This is a genomic window from Ruania halotolerans, from assembly GCF_021049285.1.
Classification (GTDB): domain Bacteria; phylum Actinomycetota; class Actinomycetes; order Actinomycetales; family Beutenbergiaceae; genus Ruania; species Ruania halotolerans.
This window is the reverse complement of record NZ_CP088017.1, coordinates 2682137-2704227: the sequence shown is the minus strand read 5'-3', so window position 1 is coordinate 2704227 and position 22091 is coordinate 2682137. Positions and strand designations below refer to the sequence as shown.

General features: G+C 67.8%; 20 protein-coding genes. 16 read left to right on the top strand and 4 right to left on the bottom strand.

All coding sequences use genetic code 11. The features are described 5' to 3' along the window. Positions 1-46: 46 nt before the first annotated feature. Together ispG and LQF10_RS11990 are read left to right on the top strand one after the other, a co-directional pair. On the top strand, positions 47-1186 hold the full coding sequence (gene ispG, locus LQF10_RS11995; protein ID WP_231067320.1) for a flavodoxin-dependent (E)-4-hydroxy-3-methylbut-2-enyl-diphosphate synthase: 1140 nt from the start codon (positions 47-49) through the stop codon (positions 1184-1186). Positions 1187-1234: 48 nt separating this feature from the next. Next, positions 1235-2113, top strand: coding sequence for a GNAT family N-acetyltransferase (locus tag LQF10_RS11990; protein ID WP_231064079.1), 879 nt, complete (start codon positions 1235-1237; stop codon positions 2111-2113). A 32-nt stretch (positions 2114-2145) separates the two neighbouring features. Here LQF10_RS11990 and LQF10_RS11985 read toward each other — a convergent pair whose 3' ends face one another. After that, positions 2146-3051: an Fpg/Nei family DNA glycosylase gene (locus tag LQF10_RS11985; protein ID WP_231064078.1), complete on the bottom strand. Its 906-nt coding sequence runs from the start codon at positions 3049-3051 to the stop codon at positions 2146-2148. 98 nt (positions 3052-3149) lie between these two features. Here LQF10_RS11985 and LQF10_RS11980 point away from each other — a divergent pair, with 98 nt between their 5' ends. After that, positions 3150-4952, top strand: a complete 1803-nt coding sequence (locus LQF10_RS11980; RefSeq protein WP_231064077.1) for a proline--tRNA ligase — start codon at positions 3150-3152, stop codon at positions 4950-4952. A gap of 6 nt (positions 4953-4958) precedes the next feature. Here the strand turns inward: LQF10_RS11980 and LQF10_RS11975 are convergent, their stop codons facing one another. Next, a complete protein-coding gene (locus LQF10_RS11975) occupies positions 4959-5942 on the bottom strand; it encodes a hypothetical protein (RefSeq protein ID WP_231064076.1) in 984 nt (327 codons plus the stop codon). A 73-nt stretch (positions 5943-6015) separates the two neighbouring features. On the opposite strand from LQF10_RS11975, the gene rimP reads away from it, so the two are divergent. From rimP to LQF10_RS11910, 13 genes are all read left to right on the top strand, one after another. Beyond that, entirely contained in the window at positions 6016-6510 is a 495-nt protein-coding gene (gene rimP / locus LQF10_RS11970) for a ribosome maturation factor RimP (protein WP_231064075.1), read from the top strand. Positions 6511-6522: 12 nt separating this feature from the next. Continuing rightward, the gene (nusA, locus tag LQF10_RS11965; protein ID WP_231064074.1) at positions 6523-7635 is read left to right on the top strand and encodes a transcription termination factor NusA; all 1113 of its coding nucleotides are present in this window, start codon (positions 6523-6525) and stop codon (positions 7633-7635) included. A 53-nt stretch (positions 7636-7688) separates the two neighbouring features. After that, entirely contained in the window at positions 7689-8024 is a 336-nt protein-coding gene (locus LQF10_RS11960; RefSeq protein WP_354002576.1) for a YlxR family protein, read from the top strand. 120 nt (positions 8025-8144) lie between these two features. Continuing rightward, complete coding sequence (infB, locus tag LQF10_RS11955; protein WP_231064072.1) at positions 8145-11042, top strand: translation initiation factor IF-2; 2898 nt, start codon at positions 8145-8147, stop codon at positions 11040-11042. A gap of 146 nt (positions 11043-11188) precedes the next feature. Further along, positions 11189-11677 carry a 30S ribosome-binding factor RbfA gene (gene rbfA, locus LQF10_RS11950; RefSeq protein WP_231064071.1) on the top strand — a complete coding sequence of 163 codons (489 nt, stop codon included), beginning with the start codon at positions 11189-11191 and terminating at the stop codon, positions 11675-11677. Then, on the top strand, positions 11674-12573 hold the full coding sequence (truB, locus tag LQF10_RS11945; protein WP_231064070.1) for a tRNA pseudouridine(55) synthase TruB: 900 nt from the start codon (positions 11674-11676) through the stop codon (positions 12571-12573). The genes rbfA and truB overlap by 4 nt, the downstream gene beginning before the upstream one ends. 32 nt (positions 12574-12605) lie before the next feature. Then, the gene (locus LQF10_RS11940) at positions 12606-13559 is read left to right on the top strand and encodes an aldo/keto reductase (RefSeq protein ID WP_231064069.1); all 954 of its coding nucleotides are present in this window, start codon (positions 12606-12608) and stop codon (positions 13557-13559) included. A gap of 120 nt (positions 13560-13679) precedes the next feature. Beyond that, on the top strand, positions 13680-14666 hold the full coding sequence (locus LQF10_RS11935) for a bifunctional riboflavin kinase/FAD synthetase (RefSeq protein ID WP_435531452.1): 987 nt from the start codon (positions 13680-13682) through the stop codon (positions 14664-14666). A gap of 181 nt (positions 14667-14847) precedes the next feature. Then, entirely contained in the window at positions 14848-15117 is a 270-nt protein-coding gene (gene rpsO, locus LQF10_RS11930; protein WP_231064067.1) for a 30S ribosomal protein S15, read from the top strand. 225 nt (positions 15118-15342) lie between these two features. Then, the gene (locus LQF10_RS11925; RefSeq protein ID WP_231064066.1) at positions 15343-17601 is read left to right on the top strand and encodes a polyribonucleotide nucleotidyltransferase; all 2259 of its coding nucleotides are present in this window, start codon (positions 15343-15345) and stop codon (positions 17599-17601) included. Positions 17602-17626: 25 nt separating this feature from the next. Continuing rightward, entirely contained in the window at positions 17627-18973 is a 1347-nt protein-coding gene (locus tag LQF10_RS11920; RefSeq protein WP_231064065.1) for a M16 family metallopeptidase, read from the top strand. Beyond that, positions 18966-19724 (top strand): 4-hydroxy-tetrahydrodipicolinate reductase, encoded by a 759-nt coding sequence (dapB, locus tag LQF10_RS11915; protein ID WP_231064064.1) that lies wholly within the window; start codon positions 18966-18968, stop codon positions 19722-19724. The genes LQF10_RS11920 and dapB overlap by 8 nt, the downstream gene beginning before the upstream one ends. Before the next feature lie 14 nt (positions 19725-19738). Then, the gene (locus tag LQF10_RS11910; protein WP_231064063.1) at positions 19739-20716 is read left to right on the top strand and encodes a sigma-70 family RNA polymerase sigma factor; all 978 of its coding nucleotides are present in this window, start codon (positions 19739-19741) and stop codon (positions 20714-20716) included. Positions 20717-20784: 68 nt separating this feature from the next. On the opposite strand, the gene LQF10_RS11905 is transcribed toward LQF10_RS11910, so the two are convergent. Together LQF10_RS11905 and LQF10_RS11900 are read right to left on the bottom strand one after the other, a co-directional pair. Then, a complete protein-coding gene (locus LQF10_RS11905) occupies positions 20785-21417 on the bottom strand; it encodes a TIGR00645 family protein (protein ID WP_231064062.1) in 633 nt (210 codons plus the stop codon). A 129-nt stretch (positions 21418-21546) separates the two neighbouring features. After that, positions 21547-22080, bottom strand: a complete 534-nt coding sequence (locus tag LQF10_RS11900) for a GNAT family N-acetyltransferase (protein WP_231064061.1) — start codon at positions 22078-22080, stop codon at positions 21547-21549. Positions 22081-22091 lie beyond the last annotated feature (11 nt).

Here is a 22091-nt window from a genome sequence, read left to right as displayed (position 1 = left end):
CGCCGAGTGTGATACTGGATGCGTGAGTGTTCCGATCAATCTGGGCATGCCCGCCGTGAAGGAAACCCCTCCGGTGCTGGCGCCGCGTCGTTCAACCCGCAAGATCCGGGTCGGTTCGGTGGACGTGGGCGGAGACGCACCCATCTCCGTGCAATCCATGACCACCACCCCCACCACGGACATCAATGCCACGCTGCAGCAGATCGCCGAGTTGACTGCGTCCGGCTGTGACATCGTCCGTGTGGCTGTCCCGACGGCCGATGATGCAGCGGCACTGCCGATCATCGCGAAGAAGTCGCAGATTCCCGTGATCGCCGACATCCACTTCCAGCCCAAGTACGTCTTCGCCGCGATCGACGCCGGCTGCGCGGCCGTCCGGGTGAACCCGGGCAACATCCGCAAATTCGATGACCAGGTCGGCGAGATCGCCAAGGCCGCGGCCGATGCGGGCGTCTCGCTGCGGATCGGGGTCAATGCTGGCTCGCTGGACAAGCGGCTGCTGGAAAAGTACGGCAAGCCGACCCCGGAAGCGCTCGTCGAATCCGCCGTCTGGGAGGCCTCGCTGTTCGAGGAGCACGATTTCCACGACTTCAAGATCTCGGTCAAGCACAACGACCCGGTGGTCATGGTGCGCGCTTACGAGTTGCTCTCGGCACGGGGGGACTGGCCGCTGCACCTCGGGGTCACCGAGGCAGGGCCGGCGTTCCAGGGCACCATCAAGTCCGCCACCGCGTTCGGTGCGCTGCTCAGCCAGGGCATCGGTGACACGATCCGCGTCTCGCTCTCCGCTCCTCCGGTGGAGGAGGTCAAGGTGGGGCTGCAGATCTTGCAGTCGCTGAATCTGCGTGAGCGCAAGCTGGAGATCGTCTCGTGCCCCTCCTGCGGGCGTGCCCAGGTCGACGTCTATACGCTCGCCGATGCAGTGACCGCAGGCCTGGAGGGAATGAGCGTGCCGCTGCGGGTCGCCGTCATGGGCTGTGTGGTGAACGGTCCCGGCGAGGCGCGCGAGGCCGACCTCGGAGTGGCGTCCGGTAACGGCAAGGGGCAGATCTTCGTCAAGGGCGAGGTGATCAAGACCGTCCCGGAGGATCAGATCGTGGAAACACTCATCGCAGAAGCCACCAGGATCGCTGAGAGCATGGGCGCGACCGACGGGTCCGGGGAGCCCGTCGTCACCGTCTCCTGACCCGGCCCCACCCACCCGATGCCCTCCTGGCCCTGGCACTCCGCCCGTATGGACCGGGGTCGGCGGATTCTTGGCGACTCCGGCGACGTTGACGTCATCGTGACGGACTCCCGGTCGGTCGACCCCAGCCTGATCACCGCCTTCTGTCGGCAGGACCCCGTGGACGCCGCCCTGCTCGGCGAACATGTGGAGGCGCTCGAAAGGTACGCCTTCTACCGCGATCAGGTGCTGTGCGTGCGTACGTCCGCAGGATTGGACGGGCTGTGCTGGACGGGAGGCAATGTGGTGCCGTTCCGGGTCACCCCCCGTGCCTTGGCCCCGCTCGCTGATTCCATTCGTCGGAGCCGGCGCAAGTACTCCTCGATCGTGGGGCCGGCCGAGGACGTGCTCGGGTTGTGGGCGGAACTGGCGCCGTCGGCTCCCACCCCACGGGAGGTGCGTGAGGACCAACCGTCGATGATGATCGACCATGACCCGCTCGTGCCGCCAGAGGACCGGGTGCGGTTGTGTACCGCCGAGGACATGGCTGTGCTGCTTCCGGCGTGCGTGGCGATGTTCACCGAGGAAGTGGGCTACTCCCCGTTGCACGCCGGAGGTGGGTACGAGCGCCGGATCTCCACCCTGGTTGACGGCGGTCGCTCGCTTGCGTGGATCGCCGAGACCGATAGCGGTCCGCAGGTGATCTTCAAGGCCGAGATCGGCACGGTGGCCCTCGGCGTGGCCCAGGTCCAGGGCGTGTGGGTCCATCCCGATCACCGGGGACGCGGCCACGCGGCCGCCGGTATGGCAGCCGTCGTGCGATACGCACGCGAGCAATTCGCACCAGTGGTCTCGCTCTACGTGAACTCGTACAACACGGCGGCGCTCGCCGCCTATCGCACAGTGGGTTTCAAGCAGGTCGGCAGCTACGCCACGGTGCTTTTCTAGGTGTCACGGTGCTGGTCTCGATGTGATGGCCGTCAACGCAACAACTTCGACATCCGCCGGTCGGCGAGAACCTTTCCGCCCGTCTGACAGGTAGCGCAGTACTGCAGCGAAGAATCCGCGAAGGACACCTCACGCACGATGTCTGCGCATTCCGGGCAGTTCTGGCCGGTTCGCCCGTGCACGCGCATCCCGGCGCGTTTGGCGTCTTTGAGCTGGGCAGCCGGCTTCCCGGATGCGACCTCGATCGCCCCGGTCAGCACAGTGCGGATCGCCTCGTACAGCCGCGTTACCTCGTCCTCATCCAGCTTCGCACTGATCGCGAACGGGCTGATCCGGGCCACATGCAGGATCTCGTCGCTGTAGGCATTGCCGATCCCGGCGAGGATCGACTGGTCTCGCAGAACGCCCTTCACCTGGTGCCGCCGCTCGCCCAGGATCATCGCGAGCGCGGCCGTCGTGAACTCCTCACCGAGTGGGTCGGGCCCGAGCGAGGCCACCTGCGGCACCTCCTCGGGCGCACGCACCACGTAGACGGCGAGCCGCTTCCGCGTGCCTGCCTCGGTCAGGTCAAATGCCGCTCCGTCGGAGAGTTCCACCCGCAGCGCGATGGGCGACTTCCCTGGTTTCGGGGGCGTTGCCGGGGCCTGTTCGTACCAACGGACCCACCCGGCCCGGGAGAGGTGGAAGACCAGATGCAGTTCGCCTCGATCGGCCACCGCATTCCCGGTGCCGTCTCCGATGCCAGGTGCGGTGGCGACGTCTAACCACTTCCCATGCCGTTGCACCTCGGCCACAGTGCGCCCGGAGAGCGCCTGCGGCGGTGGGTCGTAGGTCTTCAGCGCCTGGATTCCGGCGACGTGCACACGTGTGATCGACTTTCCGGCCATCCGGGCGGAGAGGAACGAGGCCAGTCCGGCCACCTCGGGCATCTCGGGCATGGGCTCAGTCTGGCTCAGCCGGCCGCAGTAGACCAGGCGGAGTGCACACGACCCTCGCACGGCGAGCTCCGCCGTCGGGGGCCGTTAGACTCAGCCGCGTGCTGATGCGGATGTCGACGTTGTTCCTACGGACCCTTCGGGAGGACCCGGCCGATGCCGAGGTGGCCAGCCACAAGCTGCTCGTGCGCGCCGGCTACATCAGGCGCGCCGCGCCGGGGATCTACTCCTGGTTGCCGCTGGGTTTGAAGGTGCTCGCCAAGATCGAGGCCGTCGTCCGCGAGGAGATGGATGCGATCGGTGCGCAAGAGGTGCACTTCCCGGCGCTGTTGCCGCGCGAGCCGTACGAGGCGACCGGCCGGTGGACCGAGTATGGTCCGAATCTGTTCCGGCTCAAGGATCGCAAAGACGCCGATTATCTGCTCGCGCCCACCCACGAGGAGATGTTCACCCTGCTCGTGCGGGACCTGTACTCCTCCTACAAGGACCTGCCAGCGGTCCTGTACCAGATGCAGACCAAGTACCGCGATGAAGCGCGACCCAGGGCCGGGCTGATCCGCGGCCGGGAGTTCATCATGAAGGACTCCTACTCCTTTGACGTGGACGAGGCCGGGCTCGATGCTTCCTACCAGGCGCACCGGGAGGCCTACCAGCGCATCTTCGACCGACTGGGCCTGGAGTATGTGATCGTCGCGGCAGAGGCCGGGCCGATGGGCGGATCACGCTCGGAGGAGTTCCTGCACCCGTGCGAGATCGGCGAGGACACCTTCGTCCGATCGTCGGGCGGTTACGCCGCGAATGTGGAGGCGGTGGCCACACCCGTGCCGCCCGAGCAGGATTCTTCGACGATCGGGCCGGCGCATGTGGAGGACACTCCGGACACGCCCACGATCGACACGCTCGTGGCAGTCGCCAACGAGAAGCACCCGCGCGGTGATCGCGCGTGGACGGCGGCCGACACCTTGAAGAATGTGGTGGTCGCGCTGGTCTCGCCGACGGGGGAGCGGGAACTTCTGGTGGTGGGCCTGCCCGGTGACCGGCAGGTGGACGCCAAGCGGCTCGAGGCAGCTGTGTTCCCGGCCGCGGTGGATCAGACCACCGAGGCGGACTTCGCGGCGCATCCGGAACTGGTGCCCGGCTACATCGGTCCGCAGGTGCTCGGCCCGAACGGCGCTGACCGTACTGATCGTGCTGATGGCGCTCCCAGCCGGGCGCCGGTGCGGTATCTGGTGGACCCGCGCGTCGTGCCCGGTACCGCCTGGATCACCGGAGCCAATGAGCTCGGCAGGCATGTCTTCGACCTCGTCGCCGGACGGGACTTCACCGCTGACGGTGTGATCGACGTGGCCGAGGTGCGCGAGGGGGACCAGGCACCGGACGGATCCGGAGCGTTGGAGATCGCCCGCGGGATCGAGATTGGGCACATCTTCGCGCTCGGCCAGAAGTACGCCAAGGCTCTCGAACTGAATGTGCTCGACCAGAACGGGAAGTCCGTCACGGTGACGATGGGCTCGTATGGGCTCGGCGTGACCCGTGTGCTCGCCGCCATCGCCGAGTCCACGAGCGATGAGAAAGGCCTGTCCTGGCCCGTCACCGTCGCACCGGCGCAGGTGCACGTACTCGCCACCGGCAAAGACGAGAGCGTGTTCAGCACGGCCGAGCAGATCGCCGAGGAACTGGTCTCGACCGGGGTTGAGGTGCTCTACGACGATCGCGTCAAGGTCTCCGCCGGAGTGAAGTTCGCCGATTCCGAACTCCTCGGCGTGCCGTATGCGCTCGTCGTCGGCCGTGGCCTGGCCGACGGAGTCGTCGAGGTGCGCCACCGGGCCACCGGTGAGCGCGAAGAACTGGCCCCCGCCGACGCCCCGGCACGCCTGCGGGAACTGCTCAGCCGGGCTGGCTGAGGGAACTCAGCCGCTCCAGCCCGGCACCGGGTCCGCGGCTGCGGTTGGCGCCGTGCGAGCGGCCGCTCTGGCGTACTCGAGGAGGCCGGCACGATCGGCCGGGTCAGCGGCGCCGATCTGCGCCAGCCATCCGGCCACCAGGTCCGCCTGCCAGGTGTCCATCGTCTCCTCGAGTTCCTCCGCATTGCCGACGGCGTAGGTCGCCTCACGTGGGTCACTGTCCGTATCGTCGAAGTCGGCAGCGATCGCGACCTGTTCGGCCAGATCCCGCATCCGCACGGCCCTACCCGCCGCCCGTTCTTGCGCATCGCCGCTGCTTCGAGCGGCGATGAACTCGCCGGCATACCCGAGCGCGTCCAGAGTCCGGCACAGGCCGGCGGCACTCTCGGTCAGCACTGCGGGCATCTGAGGCTGCGGGTCCGGGGCTGGATCTGGCATGTCGAGAAGATCAGCCAGTTGAGCGGCGGTGGCATCCCGGTTCACCACGATCGCGGCGAGCAACGTCGCCAGATCGGCGTCCAGGGCCGGGTCGGAAACGGCATCCTGTGCCGCTCGAGAGCTGGTGCTGAGGGCGGTGAGCACGTCATCCGCCGTCCTCGATGGGGCGGTCGAGGGAGCCTCGGTCGAGGCGTTGTCGTCGTCGTCGGGGCGAGGCGGCGGCTCCCAGACGCCTCCGAGCTGCTCCAACTGAGCGTCAGCGTCTGCGGCCACATCGTCGAGCACAGCGGCGATGTCATCGTCGGATGGTGCCGCAGAGCTGGCCAGCACGGCGAGCTCCGCCGTGGCCAGCGCCGAGGCCTGGCGGATCTGTTCGGCCGCCGAGGGGCTGGCGATCGGAGCCGGTGGCGAATCCACACGCACCGAGCACGCTGCACTCAGCGTGAGCAGGAGTACCGCTGTGAGCGCTCGAGCGGACTGTGCCGTGGCGGTTCGGCTCCGCGGTCGGCGGGGTGGTTCGCAGAGGTGCCGGGCGAGGCTGAGGACGTTCACGCGTTGATCGTGCCATGACGGGCGCCTACGCTGTGTGTTCGCCGTGAACCACAACTGCACAAGGAGTGTCGTGATGAGCCCCTCTCCCGGACCGGACGCCCTCAGCGCCCAGGTGCACGACGTCCTCGAACCGGTCGTCGCCGGCGCCGGCCTGTACCTCGAAGGAGTCCAGATCTCAGGTGCCGCGAGGCGACGCGTGGTCCGCGTCACGGTGGACCTGCCCGACGGTCCTGGTGGTGTGACGTCGGACTCACTCGGGGAGGTCTCCCACGCCGTCTCTGCCCGCCTGGATGCCGCCGAGGACCTGCTCGGCGGGTCCTACCTGCTGGAGGTCACCACGCCCGGAGTGAGCCGTCCGCTCACGCAGCCGCGCCATTTCCGCCGTGCGGAGGGCAGACTCGTCACCGTGGCGACCGCAGATGATCAGGTCAGTGGCCGAGTCCTCGGCGTGTCCGACGACGAACTCACGTTGGCGACCGAATCCGGTACCGTCAGCCTGCCGCTGTCGGACGTCGTGCGTGGACGCATCGACGTGGAGCTGAACCGCGCCGGCGACGCGCAGGACTGAGAGGAACGCCTCATGGACATCGACATGGCAACACTGCGGATGATCGAGCGGGAACGAGACATCCCGCTCGACACCCTCGTGGGTGCGATTGAGCAGGCGCTGCTGTCCGCGTATCACCGCACCGAGGGCGCCATGGCGCATGCCCGGGTGGAGCTCGACCGCAGCACCGGGCACGTCAGCGTCTATGCGCGCGAGATGCTGCCCCCACCGCAGGCGGACGTGCTCCCTGACGATGCCGATCCGTCTGACAGTGGGATGACTGAACAGGGACCGGGTGAACCCGGTGAAGCCGTCGCCGTCTCGCCGGGTCCGCGACTTGGCCCGGAGTATGACGACACACCGGCCAACTTCGGCCGGATCGCCACCTCGACGGCACGCCAAGTCATCATGCAGAGGCTGCGTGATGCCGAGGACGACCAGGTGCTCGGTCAGTTCCGTGGCAAGGAGGGGGATGTCGTCGCGGGCGTGATCCAGCAGGGGCGTGATCCTCGCACCGTACTGATCGAGATCGGCGGAATCGAGGCCGTGCTCCCGGCACACGAGCAGGTTCCCACCGAGAGTTACGTCCACGGTGAACGTATCCGTGCCTATGTGCTCGAGGTCACGCGCGGTTTCAAAGGTCCGTCGATCACGGTCTCGCGTACGCATCCGAATCTCGTCAAGCGCCTCTTCGCCCACGAGGTGCCCGAAGTGGCAGACGGGAGCGTGGAGATCACGGCGCTGGCGCGCGAGTCCGGGCACCGAACCAAGATGGCCGTCCGCTCCACGGTGGCGGGCCTGGGAGCCAAAGGTGCGTGTATCGGGCCGATGGGTCAGCGGGTACGCGCCGTGATGGCGGAGTTGCGTGGGGAGAAGATCGACATCGTCGACCACAGCGACGATCCGGCCACCTTCGTGGCCAACGCCCTGTCCCCGGCACGGGTGAGCAGCGTGGAGGTGGTGGACGCCGCCGCGCGCTCGGCGCGGGTGATCGTGCCGGACTACCAACTCTCCCTGGCGATCGGTAAAGAGGGCCAGAACGCACGGCTTGCGGCGCGCCTGACGGGGTGGCGAATCGACATCCGGCCCGATACGGCACCGGACTCCGGAGACGCCGGCACGACTGCCACGCCGGAAGCGCCGTAGTATAGTTTTCTGTTGGGTCACGAACCCGGACGATCTTTCCTCTCACCAACGCGGTGAGGTGCGGTCGCAGAACCCACGGAGGGCAGTGCATCATCAGCTCCTCCGATGGTCCTGTCCGCACGTGTGTTGGGTGCCGGGAACGTGCCTCACGGTCCAGCCTGGTGCGCCTGGTGGCGGATCTTACGACTACTGAAGTCTCTGTGACGTCGGTGGTCGTGGATCCCTCAACGAGTGCCTCGGGCCGGGGAGCCTGGGTGCATCCGCATCCGGACTGCCTGAACCGTGCCATCACACGCCGAGCGATCGCTCGGGCCCTGCGAGTACCGGCCACAGCCGACTACTCCCGCGTGGTGGCCTGGTTCGACCAGTTCGTCTACAAGAACCGTTGATCATCGAAACAAGAGAGCGGGTCAACAAGCCGATGGGCACCCGATGAGCACCCTGCGATGAACACGCACCGCTAACGACGGTCCGACCCCTGCCTCGGGACGGACCGAGACAGGAGAGTTGTGGCAAAAGTCCGCGTTCACGAGCTCGCGAAAGAGCTCGGCGTCGACAGTAAGACCGTCTTGGCGAAGCTGAACGAACTCGGTGAGTTCGTGAAGTCCGCCTCGTCCACCATTGAGCCGCCCGTTCAGCGGCGGCTCCGAGAAGTCTTCCCGGCCGCCGCAAGCGGCGGAGACGACGCACCGGCCAAGCCTGCCGCCAAGAAGCCGACCCCGGCCTCTGCGGCGAAGCCCGCTGCTCCGGCAGCGGCGGCCCCCGAGGCTGCGGCGCCGACTGAGGAGCCTGCTGCCCCGAGTACGGCCGACAAGCCTGCCGAGGCACCCAGTGCGCCGAAGCCTGCGTCCACGCCGACCCCGGCTGATGCAGCACCGCCGGCTCCGACCGCCGCCGACGAGTCAGCGGCCGAGGAGAAGGCGGCACCCAAACCGGGCGGCCGCCCTGCACCGAAGCCTGGCGCCCGGCCAGGGAACAACCCGTTCGCCCCTTCGCAGGGGATGCCTCGGCCCGGTGGGCAGCGCTCGGGCAGCGATTCACGCTCCGGCAGCGACTCCCGTAGTGGCGGCGGCGCCCGCTCCGGCGGATCCGGCACTCCTCGTCCGGGGAACAACCCGTTCGCCCCCTCTCAGGGGATGCCTCGACCGGGTGGTTCGGGCGGTTCTGCCGGCCCGCGCCCCGGAGGGGCCAGCGGTCGGACCGGGGAACGCTCCGGTGCGCCGCGCAGTGATCATGCGGCAGGCCCACGCCCCGGTGGCGTGCGACCCACGCCGGGAATGATGCCCGGTCGTAGTTCGGTCGGCCGTCCTGGCGCCCCTGCCCGCGGTGGCGGTGGCGGTGGTGGTGGCCGCGGCGGCCGCGGTGGCGGCGGCGCTGGCGGCGCTGGTGGTCCCGGCGGTTTCGGCGGCCGTCCTGGTGGTGGCCCCGGTTTCGGCGGTCGTCCCGGTGGCGGTGGTCGCGGTGGTCGCGGCGGTACGCAGGGCGCGTTCGGTCGCGCCGGAGGTCGTCCGGTCCGAGGGCGGAAGTCCAAGCGGGCCAAGCGCCAAGAGTTCGAGCAGCAGTCTGCGCCGTCGATCGGCGGCGTGCAGGTTCCCCGTGGTGACGGTAAGACCATCATCCGGATCCGTGCGGGCGCCTCGTTGGCGGACTTCGCCGACCGTATCGATGCCGACGCGGCGAGCCTGGTGACTGTGCTCTTCCATCTTGGTGAGATGGCAACGGCCACTCAATCCCTGGACGAGGACACCTTCCAGGCGCTGGGCGCCGAACTCGGTTACGTCGTCGAGATCGTCTCGCCTGAGGAAGAAGACCGCGAGCTGCTCGAGTCTTTCGACATCGATCTGGCGGCCGAAGAGGAAGCCGAGACCGACGAGGACCTCTCCCCCCGCCCGCCGGTCGTGACTGTGATGGGTCACGTCGACCACGGAAAGACACGGCTGCTGGATGCGATCCGCAGTACCGACGTCGTGGGTGGCGAAGCCGGTGGAATCACCCAGCACATCGGTGCCTACCAGGTGCATGCCCAGCACGAGGACGTCGAGCGGGCCATCACCTTCATCGACACCCCTGGTCACGAGGCATTCACGGCCATGCGTGCCCGCGGTGCCGACGTCACGGACATCGCGATCCTCGTGGTGGCCGCCGACGACGGGGTGATGCCGCAGACCATCGAGGCGCTCAACCACGCACAGGCCGCGAACGTGCCGGTCGTGGTTGCGGTGAACAAGGTGGACAAGCCGGACTCGAACCCGGCCAAGATCCGCCAGCAGCTCACCGAATACGACCTGGTGGCCGAGGAGTACGGCGGCGAGACCATGTTCGTGGACGTCTCCGCCATCCAGAGCAAGGGCATCGACCAGCTGCTCGAGGCGGTCCTGCTCACCGCGGACGCCGCTCTCGAACTGCGTGCCAACGCGGACAAGGACGCACGCGGTGTGGCCATCGAGGCCAACCTGGACAAGGGGCGCGGCGCGGTCGCCACTGTGCTCGTGCAGTCCGGAACGCTCCGCGTGGGCGACGCCATCGTGGCGGGTACGGCCCACGGGCGCGTGCGTGCCATGTTCGACGAGCATGGCAACTCGGTGACCGAGGCCGGACCGGCGTACCCGGTGCAGGTCTTGGGACTGGCATCGGTGCCGCGCGCCGGTGACACCTTCCTGGTGGCTCCCGATGACCGCACGGCCCGTCAGATCGCTGACAAGCGAGAAGCGGCCGAGCGTGCGGCAACGCTGGCCAAGCGTCGCAAGCGCATGTCGCTGGAGGAGTTCACCCAGGCTCTCGAGCAGGGCAAGGTCGACCACCTCAACCTGGTCATCAAGGGTGACGTCTCCGGTGCCGTCGAGGCACTCGAAGACGCCTTGCTCAAGATCGACGTGGGCGAGGAAGTCGCGCTGCGGATCATCCACCGCGGTGTGGGTGCCATCACGCAGAACGATGTGAACCTGGCGACGGTGGACAACGCCGTCATCATCGGCTTCAACGTGCGGCCCGCAGAGCGGGTCACCGAACTGGCCGATCGTGAGGGTGTCGAGATCAAGTACTACTCGGTCATCTACCAGGCGATCGACGAGGTCGAGGCGGCGCTCAAGGGCATGCTCAAGCCGGAGTACGAGGAGGTCCAGCTGGGCACCGCGGAGATCCGCCAGGTGTTCCGATCCTCCAAGGTCGGCAATATCGCCGGTTCGATCGTCCGGTCCGGCACCATCCGCCGCAACTCCAAGGCGCGACTGCTCCGCGACGGGGTTGTCATCTCCGACAACCTCACCGTGGACTCGCTACGGCGGGAGAAGGACGATGTCACGGAGGTCCGCGAGGGCTTCGAGTGTGGTATCGGGCTCGGCGCCAAGGACATCAACGAGGGTGATGTGATCGAGACCTTCGAGATGCGCGAGAAGCCGCGGGACTGACGCGGCGTCAGCACACCGGCCGGGTGGCAGCCCAGAGTTGCCACCCGGCCCGCGTGTTTCACCCCACTCAGCGATGGGGGCCGGTGCACTCGTGTGCCGGGTGAGATGCTGGGCACGAGCACCCCTACGAGTACGAGGACGAGGACATGGCCGACACTGCGCGAGCACGAAAGCTGGCCGATGCGATCCAGCAGATCGTGGCGACCATGCTGGACACCCGGATCAAGGATCCCCGGCTGGGATTCGTCACCGTGACGGATGTCCGGGTCACGGGGGACCTCCAGCACGCGACGATCTTCTACACCGTCCTCGGCGATGAGGAGGAGCGTGCCGGCACGGCCGCAGCGCTCGCTTCGGCGAAGGGAATGATCAGGTCCGAGGTGGGCCGAGGGACCGGCGTGCGGCTGACGCCCACGCTGGAGTTCGTGCCGGACGCCATCCCGGAGACGGCCGCTCACTTGGAGGAGGCGCTGCGCAGCGCCGCCGAGCGTGATGCTGAGCTCGCTCGGATCCGAGAGAACGCCCGGTACGCCGGCGAGGCTGACCCATACCGCAAGCCGGGTGAGCAAGACAGTCTCGACGAGGTGCCGGAGTCTGCTGCCGACCAGGCCGAGGAGGGCACCGAAGGCCGATGAGCGATGGGTTGGTCCTGATCGATAAACCACAAGGGTGGACCAGTCACGACGTGGTCGCGCGGTCCCGTCGGCTCCTGCACACCCGCAAAGTCGGTCACGCCGGCACGCTCGACCCGATGGCCACCGGGCTGTTGGTGCTCGGGGTGGACCGCGCGACCCGGCTGCTCACGTACCTCGTCGGTGCGGACAAGGACTACGCCGCGACGATCCGGCTGGGACAGGCCACCGTGACCGATGACGCCGAGGGTGAGATCGTCACGACCGGTGGCCTCGATCAGGCAGGCGGGCCCGACGTGGTCAGGAACCGGCTCGGCGAGGCCGTCTGCGCCCTCACAGGGGAGATCGATCAGGTGCCCAGTGCGGTCAGTGCGATCAAGGTGGACGGAAAGCGCTCCTATGCGCGGGTCCGCAGCGGAGAGCAGGTCGAGCTCGCTGCGCGGCCGGTGACGGTCCACGCATTCGACGTTGCCGACATCCGCGAGACGGTGGCGACGGACGGGACCCCGGTGCTCGACGTGGACGTGAGCGTCACGTGCTCCTCCGGAACGTACATCCGCGCTCTCGCCCGGGATCTCGGTGCGGCGCTCGGTACCGGCGGGCATCTCACGGCGCTACGGCGGACCCGGGTCGGCCCCTTCGATCTCACCCGCGCCAACGCATTCGACGAAAATACGCTCACCCTCAGTGTGGTTGATGTGGCCACAGTGCTGCGAGCGGCCTTCACCGTTCGAACGCTTACCGAGGACGAGGCCAGAGAGCTCCGGTTCGGCCGGCGCATCGGCGCCACGGGTACTGAGGCAGTGGTGGCCGGCTTGGCACCGGACGGGCACGGTGTCGCTCTCCTCCAGGACGCGGACGCTCGTGCGCGGCCCATCCTGGTGCTCGACCCGGCGTAGATCGCACCTGCGGCGACAGTAGGCTGACAGCCATGCCGACATCTCCTGCCGCCCCCGTAGACCTGCGCGCCCTGGGCCGTACCGGCCTCGCCGTCAGCCCGATCACCCTCGGCGCCTCGGGCCTGGGCAGGGACGTGCCAGCGGGCGACCCGGCCGAACCTGAGGCGGTGAGTCTCGCGGCCGCGATGTTGCATGGCCCGTACGCCATCGTGGACACCTCGAACGTCTATGCCGGCGGGCACAGCGAGCGGATCCTGGGGTTGGCATTGGCCGAGACCGGTGCCGCGCCCGGTCGGCAGGTGGTGACCAAGGTGGACGCCGATCCGGAGACGGGCGCGTTCGATCGCGACCGTGTGCTGCGCTCCTTCGAGGAGAGCCTGTCCCGGCTCGGTGTGGACCGGGTGAGCCTGTTGCACCTGCACGATCCCTATGGCATCGATTTCGAGGATGCGATGGGCACCGGCGGCGCCGTCTCCGGCTTGCTTGAGCTCCGGGAGAGCGGTGCCGTGGATGCGATCGGCATCGCCGCCGGCAAGGTGTCGGTGGTGAGCCGGTACGTGGAGAGTGACTGCTTCGATGTGCTGCTCACCCACAACCGGTACACGTTGCTGGAACGGCGCGCGCTGGTGCTGCTCGAGGCCGCGAAGGCTCGCGGAATGGGCGTCTTCAACGCCGCGCCATTCGGTGGAGCACTATTGGCCCGTGGCTCCGCCAGCGGAGCCACGTACGCCTATCGGTCGGCCCCGGCGCAGGTGCTGGAGCGGGTGCGTCAGCTCGAGCAGATCTGTGCGCGCCATGGCGTCGAGCTCCCGACGGCGGCCCTGCAGTTCTCGTTGCGCTCACCGTGGGTGGACTCGACTGTGGTGGGTATTTCCCGGCCAGAGCGGATCGCCGATCTTGAGTTCCGCCGTCAGGTAGTTGTCAGCGAGGAGCTGTGGGCTGAAATCGACGCTCTGGGCCCGCCGCCCGAGGCTGTGGCCGACTGAACGGGCCGTCGGTTTCACCGAATGCTGGACCGGGTGGCAGGCTTGGGGAGGCCCCGTGTGGTTGACCGGCACCGTGCCCACGGATGGCATGGAACGCCTGCCTAGAGGATGAGGACGCGAGTGGAGCGGTGGTACGGGATCGACCAGATCCCTGGTGACCTGACGGCCAGCGTGGTCACGATCGGGAACTTCGACGGTGTGCACCTGGGGCACCGAACCGTGCTCTCCGATGTGGTCACGACTGCCCGCACCTACGGCGCGAGTGCCGTCGCCGTCACCTTCGATCCGCACCCAGCCGCCGTGCACCGCCCCGATGCCGCGCCCGAGCTGCTCACCGGGCTCGATGATCGGCTTGACCTGATGGCGGAGACGGGGATCGACGCGTGCGTGGTGATCGAGTACACGCCCGGCTTTGCGGTCCAGTCTCCTGAAGAGTTCGTGCGGCACTACTTGGTGGAGGCGCTGCGCGTGCGGTGCGTGGTCGTCGGTGAGGACGTCCGGTTCGGGCAGGACAACAGTGGCGACCGGGCCACGATGGCGCAACTGGGGGAGCGGCTGGGCTTCGACGTACGGCTGGTCGAGGATGTGACCGCACCTGATCGGCGTCGGTGGTCCTCCACCTGGGTACGTGAACTTCTCGCTGCCGGTGACTGTGCCGGTGCGACCGCGGTGCTGGGCCGTGCGCACCGTATGCGTGGCGTCGTGGTGCACGGGCAGGCCCGGGGCCGGGAGCTGGGATTTCCGACGGCGAATCTTGCCGCGTCTGCGAGTGGCACGGTCCCGGCGGACGGAGTGTATGCGGGCTGGCTGATCAGAGATCGGAAGGCTGTGCCCCCCGGAGCGCCGATGCGCTGGCCGGCGGCAGTCTCGATCGGGACGAACCCGACCTTCGATGGCACCAAACGTCAGGTGGAGGCGCACGTTCTGGGCCGGCGTGATCTGGACCTCTATGGCGAGGAGATCGTGGTGGAGTTCGTGCGCCGGCTTCGCCCGACGGTGCGCTTCGAAGGGATCGAGGAGCTCGTCGCGCAGATGCGCGAGGACGTCATCGATGCCGCCGATGTGCTCGACGTTCCCCGACCGGATGTGCTGCCGGCCGTGCAGTGACGGATGCGCACGGGCTCGTCGACGACCAGTACGGCTCCAGCAGACCGGGAGCGGACCCAGAAGTGGGGGCTCCCGGCCGCCGGGATGCTAGGCTTGTCCTGCCGTCAGATCGGCCGCGGATGCCTCATGCCCGGGTGGACATGCCCCGGAGCTCCGCGCAACGAACAATGAAGGAGAACCGTTGGCCCTGGATGTTGCCGTCAAGAAGCAGATCATCACCGACTACGCCACACACGAGGGCGACACCGGCTCTCCTGAGGTCCAGATCGCGTTGCTCACGCGCCGGATCAGTGACCTCACCGAACACTTCAAGGAGCACAAGCACGACCACCACTCGCGTCGTGGCCTGCTCCTCCTGGTGGGCCAGCGCCGCCGGCTCCTGGGCTACCTGCGCAGCGTCGACATCGAGCGTTACCGTTCGCTGATCGAGCGCCTCGGCATTCGCCGCTGAACCATCACCGGCTCGGGCCACACGGCCCGGGCCGGTCGTTCGTCCGGGCGAGGATCGTCCGGACGAACGTGCCGGGCGTGAGGTCTCCCCGAGCGCCCGTTCACAACTGCATACCGACTAACCATTCCCGGGTTCGCTGGTCCTCGGTAGTGGCTTCCGGACCACAGGTCCGTGAGCCTCGATCGATGACCGCCGGGCCACCTGCGTACATGAAGGAGGGCACCCATGGAGGGTCCCGAGATCCAGTTCGCCGAAGCCGTCATCGACAATGGCTCCTTCGGCACCCGCACCGTCCGGTTCGAGACCGGACGTCTCGCCAAGCAGGCCTCCGGCACCGCCGTGGCCTACCTGGACGAGGACACGATGCTGCTGTCGACCACCACGGCCGGCAAGCACCCGAAGGACCATTTCGACTTCTTCCCGCTGACCGTGGATGTCGAGGAGCGCCAGTACGCTGCCGGCAAGATCCCCGGTTCGTTCTTCCGGCGTGAGGGCCGCCCGTCCACTGAGGCGATCCTGGCCTGCCGACTGATCGACCGTCCGCTGCGCCCCTTGTTCGTCAAGGGTCTGCGCAACGAGGTCCAGGTGGTGGAGACCGTTCTGGCCATCCATCCCGACGAGGCGTACGACGTTCTCGCCATCAATGCTGCCTCGCTGTCCACCCAGCTCTCCGGTCTGCCGTTCTCCGGCCCGGTGGGCGCCACGCGGATCGCCCTCGTGGACGGTCAGTGGATCGCGTTCCCGCGGTACAGCGAGCTCGAGCGCGCCGTGTTCTCCATGGTGGTGGCCGGCCGCATCGTGACCGCCGAGGACGGCTCCCAGGATGTCGCCATCGCAATGATCGAGGCCGAGGCCACGGACAACGCCTGGACGCTCATCACCGAACAGGGCGTCGGTGCACCGACTGAGGATGTTGTGGCCGAGGGCCTCGAGGCATCCAAGTCCTTCATCCGGGTGCTCGCCGAGGCGCAGATCGCCCTCGCCGGCCAGGCGGCCAAGGAAGTCCAGGACTTCCCGTTGTTCCCGGAGTACGCCCAGGACGCCTTCGCGGCCGTGGAGGCCGAGGTGGGCGCCAAGCTCGCCGACGCTCTCCAGATCGCAGGCAAGGCCGAGCGTGAGGAACGGATCGACGAGATCAAGGACGCCATGCTCGGCGCTCTGCAGGACGGCTTCGACGGTCGTGAGAAGGAGCTCTCCGCTGCCTTCCGTCAGGTCACCAAGACCCTCATCCGGAAGCGGATCATCACCGACGGTTTCCGCATCGACGGCCGTGGCCTGCGCGACATCCGCCCGCTCTCGGCCGAGGTGGAGGTGCTGCCCCGGGTGCACGGCTCGGCGCTGTTCGAGCGCGGCGAGACCCAGATCATGGGTGTCACCACGCTGAACATGCTCAAGATGGAGCAGCAGCTCGACACGCTCTCCCCGCAGACCCGCAAGCGGTACATGCACAACTACAACTTCCCGCCGTACTCGACCGGTGAGACCGGTCGGGTGGGTAGCCCGAAGCGCCGCGAGATCGGCCACGGTGCGCTCGCGGAGCGGGCCATCATGCCGGTGCTGCCGAGCCGCGAGGAGTTCCCGTACGCGATCCGGCAGGTCTCGGAGGCGCTCGGTTCGAACGGATCCACCTCGATGGGCTCGGTCTGCGCCGCGACTCTGTCGTTGCTGAACGCCGGTGTGCCACTGCGCGCCCCGGTCGCCGGTATCGCCATGGGCCTGGTCTCGGACACCATCGACGGGGAAACGCGCTTCGCGGCGCTGACCGACATCCTCGGCGCCGAAGATGCCTTCGGTGACATGGACTTCAAGGTCGCCGGAACGCGCGAGTTCGTGACGGCGATCCAGCTGGACACCAAGCTGGACGGTATTCCCGCCCATGTGCTCGCCGGGGCGCTCACCCAGGCCAAGGAAGCACGCCTGCACATCCTGGACGTGATGGCCGAGGCGATCGACACCCCGGACGAGATGGCACCGACAGCGCCGCGCGTGATCACCGTGCAGGTGCCAGTGGCGAAGATCGGTGAGGTCATCGGCCCGAAGGGGAAGATGATCAACCAGATCCAGGAGGACACCGGCGCCGACATCTCGATCGAGGATGACGGCACCGTGTTCATCGGTGCTGTTGACGGCCCCTCCGCCGAGGCCGCGCGGCAGGCGGTCAATGCGATCGCGAACCCGCAGATGCCTGAGGTCGGGGAGCGCTTCATCGGCACGATCGTGAAGATCATGTCCTTCGGCGCATTCGTCTCGCTCTCCCCGGGTAAGGATGGGCTGCTGCACATCACCCAGGTGCGCCGACTTGTTGGCGGCAAGCGGGTGGAGAGTGTGGAGGATGTGCTCTCGGTCGGCCAGAAGATCGAGGTCGAGCTGGCCGAGATCGACGATCGCGGCAAGCTCTCGCTGCACGCGGTTGTCGAGGAGGACCACAACACCGAGGGGTCCGCGGAGGCCGTTGAAGGCCAGTCCGCGGACGTCGCGAACTGAGTCCCGCTGACGTGACGGTGCAGGGATGCCGGAGCTGACCGTGGAGACCGACGCGGGCGCCCTGGTGCGCCGGTCGGTGCTCCCCGGCGGGATCCGGGTCCTGACCGAGGCGATGCCCGGGCAGCGTTCGGTCACCGTGGGAGCCTGGGTGGCCGTCGGCTCGCGTGACGAGACCGACGGTCATCACGGCTCCACCCACTTCCTGGAACACCTGTTGTTCAAGGGGACTCCCAGCCGGGATGCGATGGCCATCGCATCGGCTTTCGACGCCGTCGGCGGTGAGGCGAACGCCGCCACCGGCAAGGAGCACACCTGCTACTTCGCACGCGTCCTGGATGCCGACCTGCCGATGGCGGGCGAGGTGATCCTCGACATGGTCACCTCGGCCACCCTGGATCCCGAGGAGTTCGACGCTGAGCGTGAGGTGATCCTCGAAGAGATCGCGATGAACGAGGATGATCCCGGCGATGTGGCGCATGAACGGTTTGCCACGCAGGTGTTCGGCAGCCATGCGCTCGGTCGTCCGATCGGCGGGACCCCCGAGACGATCCGTGCGGTCCCTCGCGATGCCGTATACGAGCACTACCGGCGCACCTACCGGCCCAGCGAGCTGGTGGTCACGGCGGCCGGGAATGTCGACCATGATGCGCTCTGCGCTCAGGTCCTCGACGGTGTGCGGACCGGCGGGTGGCCGCTCGATGCCCAGGCAGCTCCGGCCCCCCGGCGTCAGGTGGTCGATTCCACCGCTGGTGCCGGGTTCGCCACTGGACCAAGCACCCGTGTACTGCACCGGACCACCGAGCAGGCGAACGTGCTGCTCGGCGGCCTCGGCCTGCCTGCCGGGGACGATCGCCGCTTCGTGTTGGCCGTGCTCAACGCCATCCTGGGCGGTTCGATGAGTTCGCGATTGTTCCAGGAGATCCGGGAGAAGCGCGGTCTCGCGTACGCCGTCTTCTCCTTCTCCTCCGGGTTCGCCGATGCCGGAATGTTCGGCTTGTACGCGGGCTGCGCTCCGAACAAGGTGGAGCAGGTGTTGGAACTCCTCGCGGACCAGTGGCTGCTACTCGCCACGAATCCGGTGGAGATCGACGAGTTGCAGCGAGGGATCGGCCAGGTCTGCGGCCAACTCGTGCTCGGATTGGAAGACACGGGTTCGCGGATGTCCCGGCTCGGCCGTACCGAGATCAGCACCGGTGAACTGCTCACCGTCACCGAGACTCTGGACCGGGTCCGCGCCGTGACACCGGAGCAGATCCGAGACCTTGCCGCAGAACTGCACGCGCAACCGCGCCATCTCACCGTCGTCGGGCCGTTTACTGAGCACGCCGCCGATGGTGCGGCCCGGTTTGAGAAGGGGGTCCCGCATGCCTGAACCTGGCACGAGCACCCGCGTGGCGGTGCTCGGCGCGGCCGGTCGGATGGGCTCACACGTGTGCGACGCCGTCGCCGGAGCTGACGGACTGGACCTGGTGGCCCGCCTTGACCTCGGCGATGACATCCACGCCCTCGCCGGCCAGGCCGATGTGGCGGTGGATTTCACCGTTCCCTCGGCCACGGAGGCCAACGTGCACGCGCTCATCGATGCAGGTGTCCACCCGGTGGTGGGCACCACCGGGTGGGACGAACCTGCTCTGCAGCGGGTACGTGACCATCTCGGTGAGGTCTCCGGTGTCGGTGCGCTGATCGCCCCGAACTTCGCACTCTCGGCCGTTCTGGCGATGCGCTTCGCCGCCCAGGCGGCCCGGTACTTCGAATCGGTGGAGATCATCGAACTGCACCACCCGGCCAAGGTGGACGCACCGTCCGGGACCGCGGTGCACACCGCTCAGGCCGTGGCCCACGCCCGGCAAGGACTACCGGCGGCCCCCGACGCCACCGAGACGAGCCTGGACGGCGCCCGTGGCGCGTTGGTCGACGGCATCCCCGTGCATGCGGTGCGCCTTCGTGGCCTGGTGGCGCACGAAGAAATCCTGCTCGGCAATCCCGGGGAGCAGCTGACGATCCGCACCGACAGTTTCGAGCGTTCCTCGTTCATGCCTGGGGTACTGCTCGCGATCAGAACGGTGCGTTCCCGCCCTGGGCTGACCGTGGGGCTGGACGGGTATCTCGACCTCGGCGCCTGAACTACGATCGCGGTATGACGCTCGAGCCCACAGTCGAGGACGACTTCGCTGCGATCGTCGCCCCCTATCGACGTGAGATCTTCTCGCATTGTTACCGCATGATGGGGTCGGTGCATGAGGCCGAGGACCTGGCTCAGGAGACGCTACTGCGCGCCTGGAAGGGGTACGGCCGGTTCAATGGCGCCTCCTCGGTGCGGACGTGGATCCACCGGATCGCCACGAATACGTGCCTGACGGCGCTGGATTCCCGGAAGAAGCGACCATTGCCGAGTGGGCTCGGCGCACCGGCGTCAGGGCCGGATGATCTGGTCGAGGCCGACCTGATGTGGCTGGAGCCCGCACCTGACGCGGCGTTGGACTCACGTGGCGATCCGGGCTCGCTGGCCGAATGGCGAGAGTCGGTCCGGCTGGCTTTCGTCGCCGCCTTGCAGCACCTGCCGCCACGCCAACGAGCCGTCCTCATCCTGCGGGACGTGCTGGCCTGGCGTGCGTCCGAGGTGGCTGAGGCCACGGGGGTGACGGAGGCAACGGTGAACAGCCTGCTGCAGCGGGCCCGCCGCACGATCGCCGAACTTGCACCCACCCGGGAGACGGTGGTCGAGCCCGAATCAGCCGACGAACGGGCCGTGCTGGAGCAATTCGTCGCGGGCTTCGAGAACTACGACGTCGATGGGCTCGTTGAGCTCTTCACTGATCGCACCGTCTGGGAGATGCCCCCGATTGAGGGCTGGTACCAGGGCGCGGACACCATTGGCGCCCTGATTGCCCGGCACTGCCCGGCCACGGGTCCTGGCGACATGGTGCTGTTGCCCACCCGCGCCAACGGGCAGCCGGCCTTCGGGTTGTATATGCGCGAGGAGGATGGCGTGCATCGCCCGTTCCAGTTCCACGTCGTCGATCTCGACGGCGATCGGATCGCCCATGTGGTGGCGTTCTTCGACACCACGCTCTTCGCGACCTTCGCTCTGCCCGCCGAGATCGACCGGCGCTGACGTCGCCCCCACCTGCCGGCCACCAGGCGACCTGCGGGCACGCGTGGTCAGTCCGGGCGCGCGTGGCCTCAGGCGGGGGAGTGGGCGTCCGGTTGCGCTTGCGCACGAGCCTTCGCCGCCCGCTCGGACTGACTCAGTGACATCTTGTCGATCCAGGCGAGAGCAATCGCGGAGAGGATGAACGCGATATGGATCAGGGTCTGCCACATCATCGTCTCCGGCGTCACATGCTCACTGTTGATGAAAGTGCGCAACAGGTGGATCGAGGAGATCCCGATAATCGACATCGCCAGCTTGGTCTTGAGCACATTGGCATTCACGTGTGAGAGCCACTCCGGCTGGTCCGGGTGGTTGTTCAGCCGGATCCGGGAGACGAACGTCTCATAACCGCCGATGATCACCATGATCAAGAGGTTCGAGATCATCACCACGTCCACCAGCCCGAGGACGAAGAGCATCGTCTGTGCCTCGCTGGTCATGTCCGCGTAGTCGGCATGGACGTGCGTCTCATCGCCGAGCACGGTGTACTCGATGAGGTGCCACAGCTCCTTCATGAACTGCCACACATAGACGGCCTGGGCCACGATGAGCCCGAGGTAGAGGGGGACCTGCAACCAGCGGGAGAGAAAGATCAGATAACCCAGCGGGGAGGCGCCGGGATGCCGGCCGGCGGGGTTTTCCGCCTCGGGGAGTTCGGACACTGGGGCCACTTTCGCAGGACGTGGCGGGAACGGTCCTCGGCCTCGTCCATCCATCGCCGGCTTCCGTGACCCGGCTCTGGATCGGACGACCGTGATCCTATCAAGGTCACAGGCCTGTCCCGGTGTGAGTCAGAACACGGCAGACCATGCGGTCTCGTACACGGTAGCGCCCGCCACCTCGAGCACCCGCCGCACCCCGATGGGTTCCAGGCCGGCCGAGGTGAGGAAGGCGGCGCGGGCCTCGTCGCCTTCAACGGCCCAAGCGCGCACATGGGTGGCGCCGGTACTGCGCAGGATGTCGGTACATGCGGCGAGTAGACGCGAACCGTGGCCGGCACGGGCGTGTTCAGGGTGCACTTCGAGGGCGACGATCTCGCCCGTCTCCCGGGTCTGCGGCGCGGGGGCGAGTGCAGCGAAGCCGACCACCTGGGGCCCGGCGCACGCCGTGAGCATCCGGTGTTTCGCCGACGGTGGTTCGGCGATCGCTGCACGCCACGCGGCCGTGAACGTTTCCGGATCGAGCTCATCGAGCGCGGACGGCGGCACGAGCCCCGCCAACGACGCTCGCCACGCCTGCACATGCACCAGGCCGAGCGTTGCGGCATCGCCCGTGACAGAGGGCCGGACGGAGACGTCGGCCTGGAGGCCGTGCTGGTGTGCCATGACTCCAGCGT

Excerpts from the sequence above, each read along its gene's own strand:
- LQF10_RS11990 (WP_231064079.1), top strand. The coding sequence starts at position 1,235 with ATGGACCGGGGTCGGCGGATTCTTGGCGACTCCGGCGACGTTGACGTC.
- LQF10_RS11920 (WP_231064065.1), top strand. The coding sequence starts at position 17,627 with ATGCCGGAGCTGACCGTGGAGACCGACGCGGGCGCCCTGGTGCGCCGG.
- dapB (WP_231064064.1), top strand. The coding sequence starts at position 18,966 with ATGCCTGAACCTGGCACGAGCACCCGCGTGGCGGTGCTCGGCGCGGCC.
- LQF10_RS11940 (WP_231064069.1), top strand. The coding sequence starts at position 12,606 with ATGCCGACATCTCCTGCCGCCCCCGTAGACCTGCGCGCCCTGGGCCGT.
- ispG (WP_231067320.1), top strand. The coding sequence starts at position 47 with ATGCCCGCCGTGAAGGAAACCCCTCCGGTGCTGGCGCCGCGTCGTTCA.
- nusA (WP_231064074.1), top strand. The coding sequence starts at position 6,523 with ATGGACATCGACATGGCAACACTGCGGATGATCGAGCGGGAACGAGAC.
- LQF10_RS11900 (WP_231064061.1), bottom strand. The coding sequence starts at position 22,080 with ATGGCACACCAGCACGGCCTCCAGGCCGACGTCTCCGTCCGGCCCTCT.
- LQF10_RS11925 (WP_231064066.1), top strand. The coding sequence starts at position 15,343 with ATGGAGGGTCCCGAGATCCAGTTCGCCGAAGCCGTCATCGACAATGGC.
- LQF10_RS11910 (WP_231064063.1), top strand. The coding sequence starts at position 19,739 with ATGACGCTCGAGCCCACAGTCGAGGACGACTTCGCTGCGATCGTCGCC.
- rimP (WP_231064075.1), top strand. The coding sequence starts at position 6,016 with ATGAGCCCCTCTCCCGGACCGGACGCCCTCAGCGCCCAGGTGCACGAC.
- truB (WP_231064070.1), top strand. The coding sequence starts at position 11,674 with ATGAGCGATGGGTTGGTCCTGATCGATAAACCACAAGGGTGGACCAGT.
- rbfA (WP_231064071.1), top strand. The coding sequence starts at position 11,189 with ATGGCCGACACTGCGCGAGCACGAAAGCTGGCCGATGCGATCCAGCAG.
- LQF10_RS11985 (WP_231064078.1), bottom strand. The coding sequence starts at position 3,051 with ATGCCCGAGATGCCCGAGGTGGCCGGACTGGCCTCGTTCCTCTCCGCC.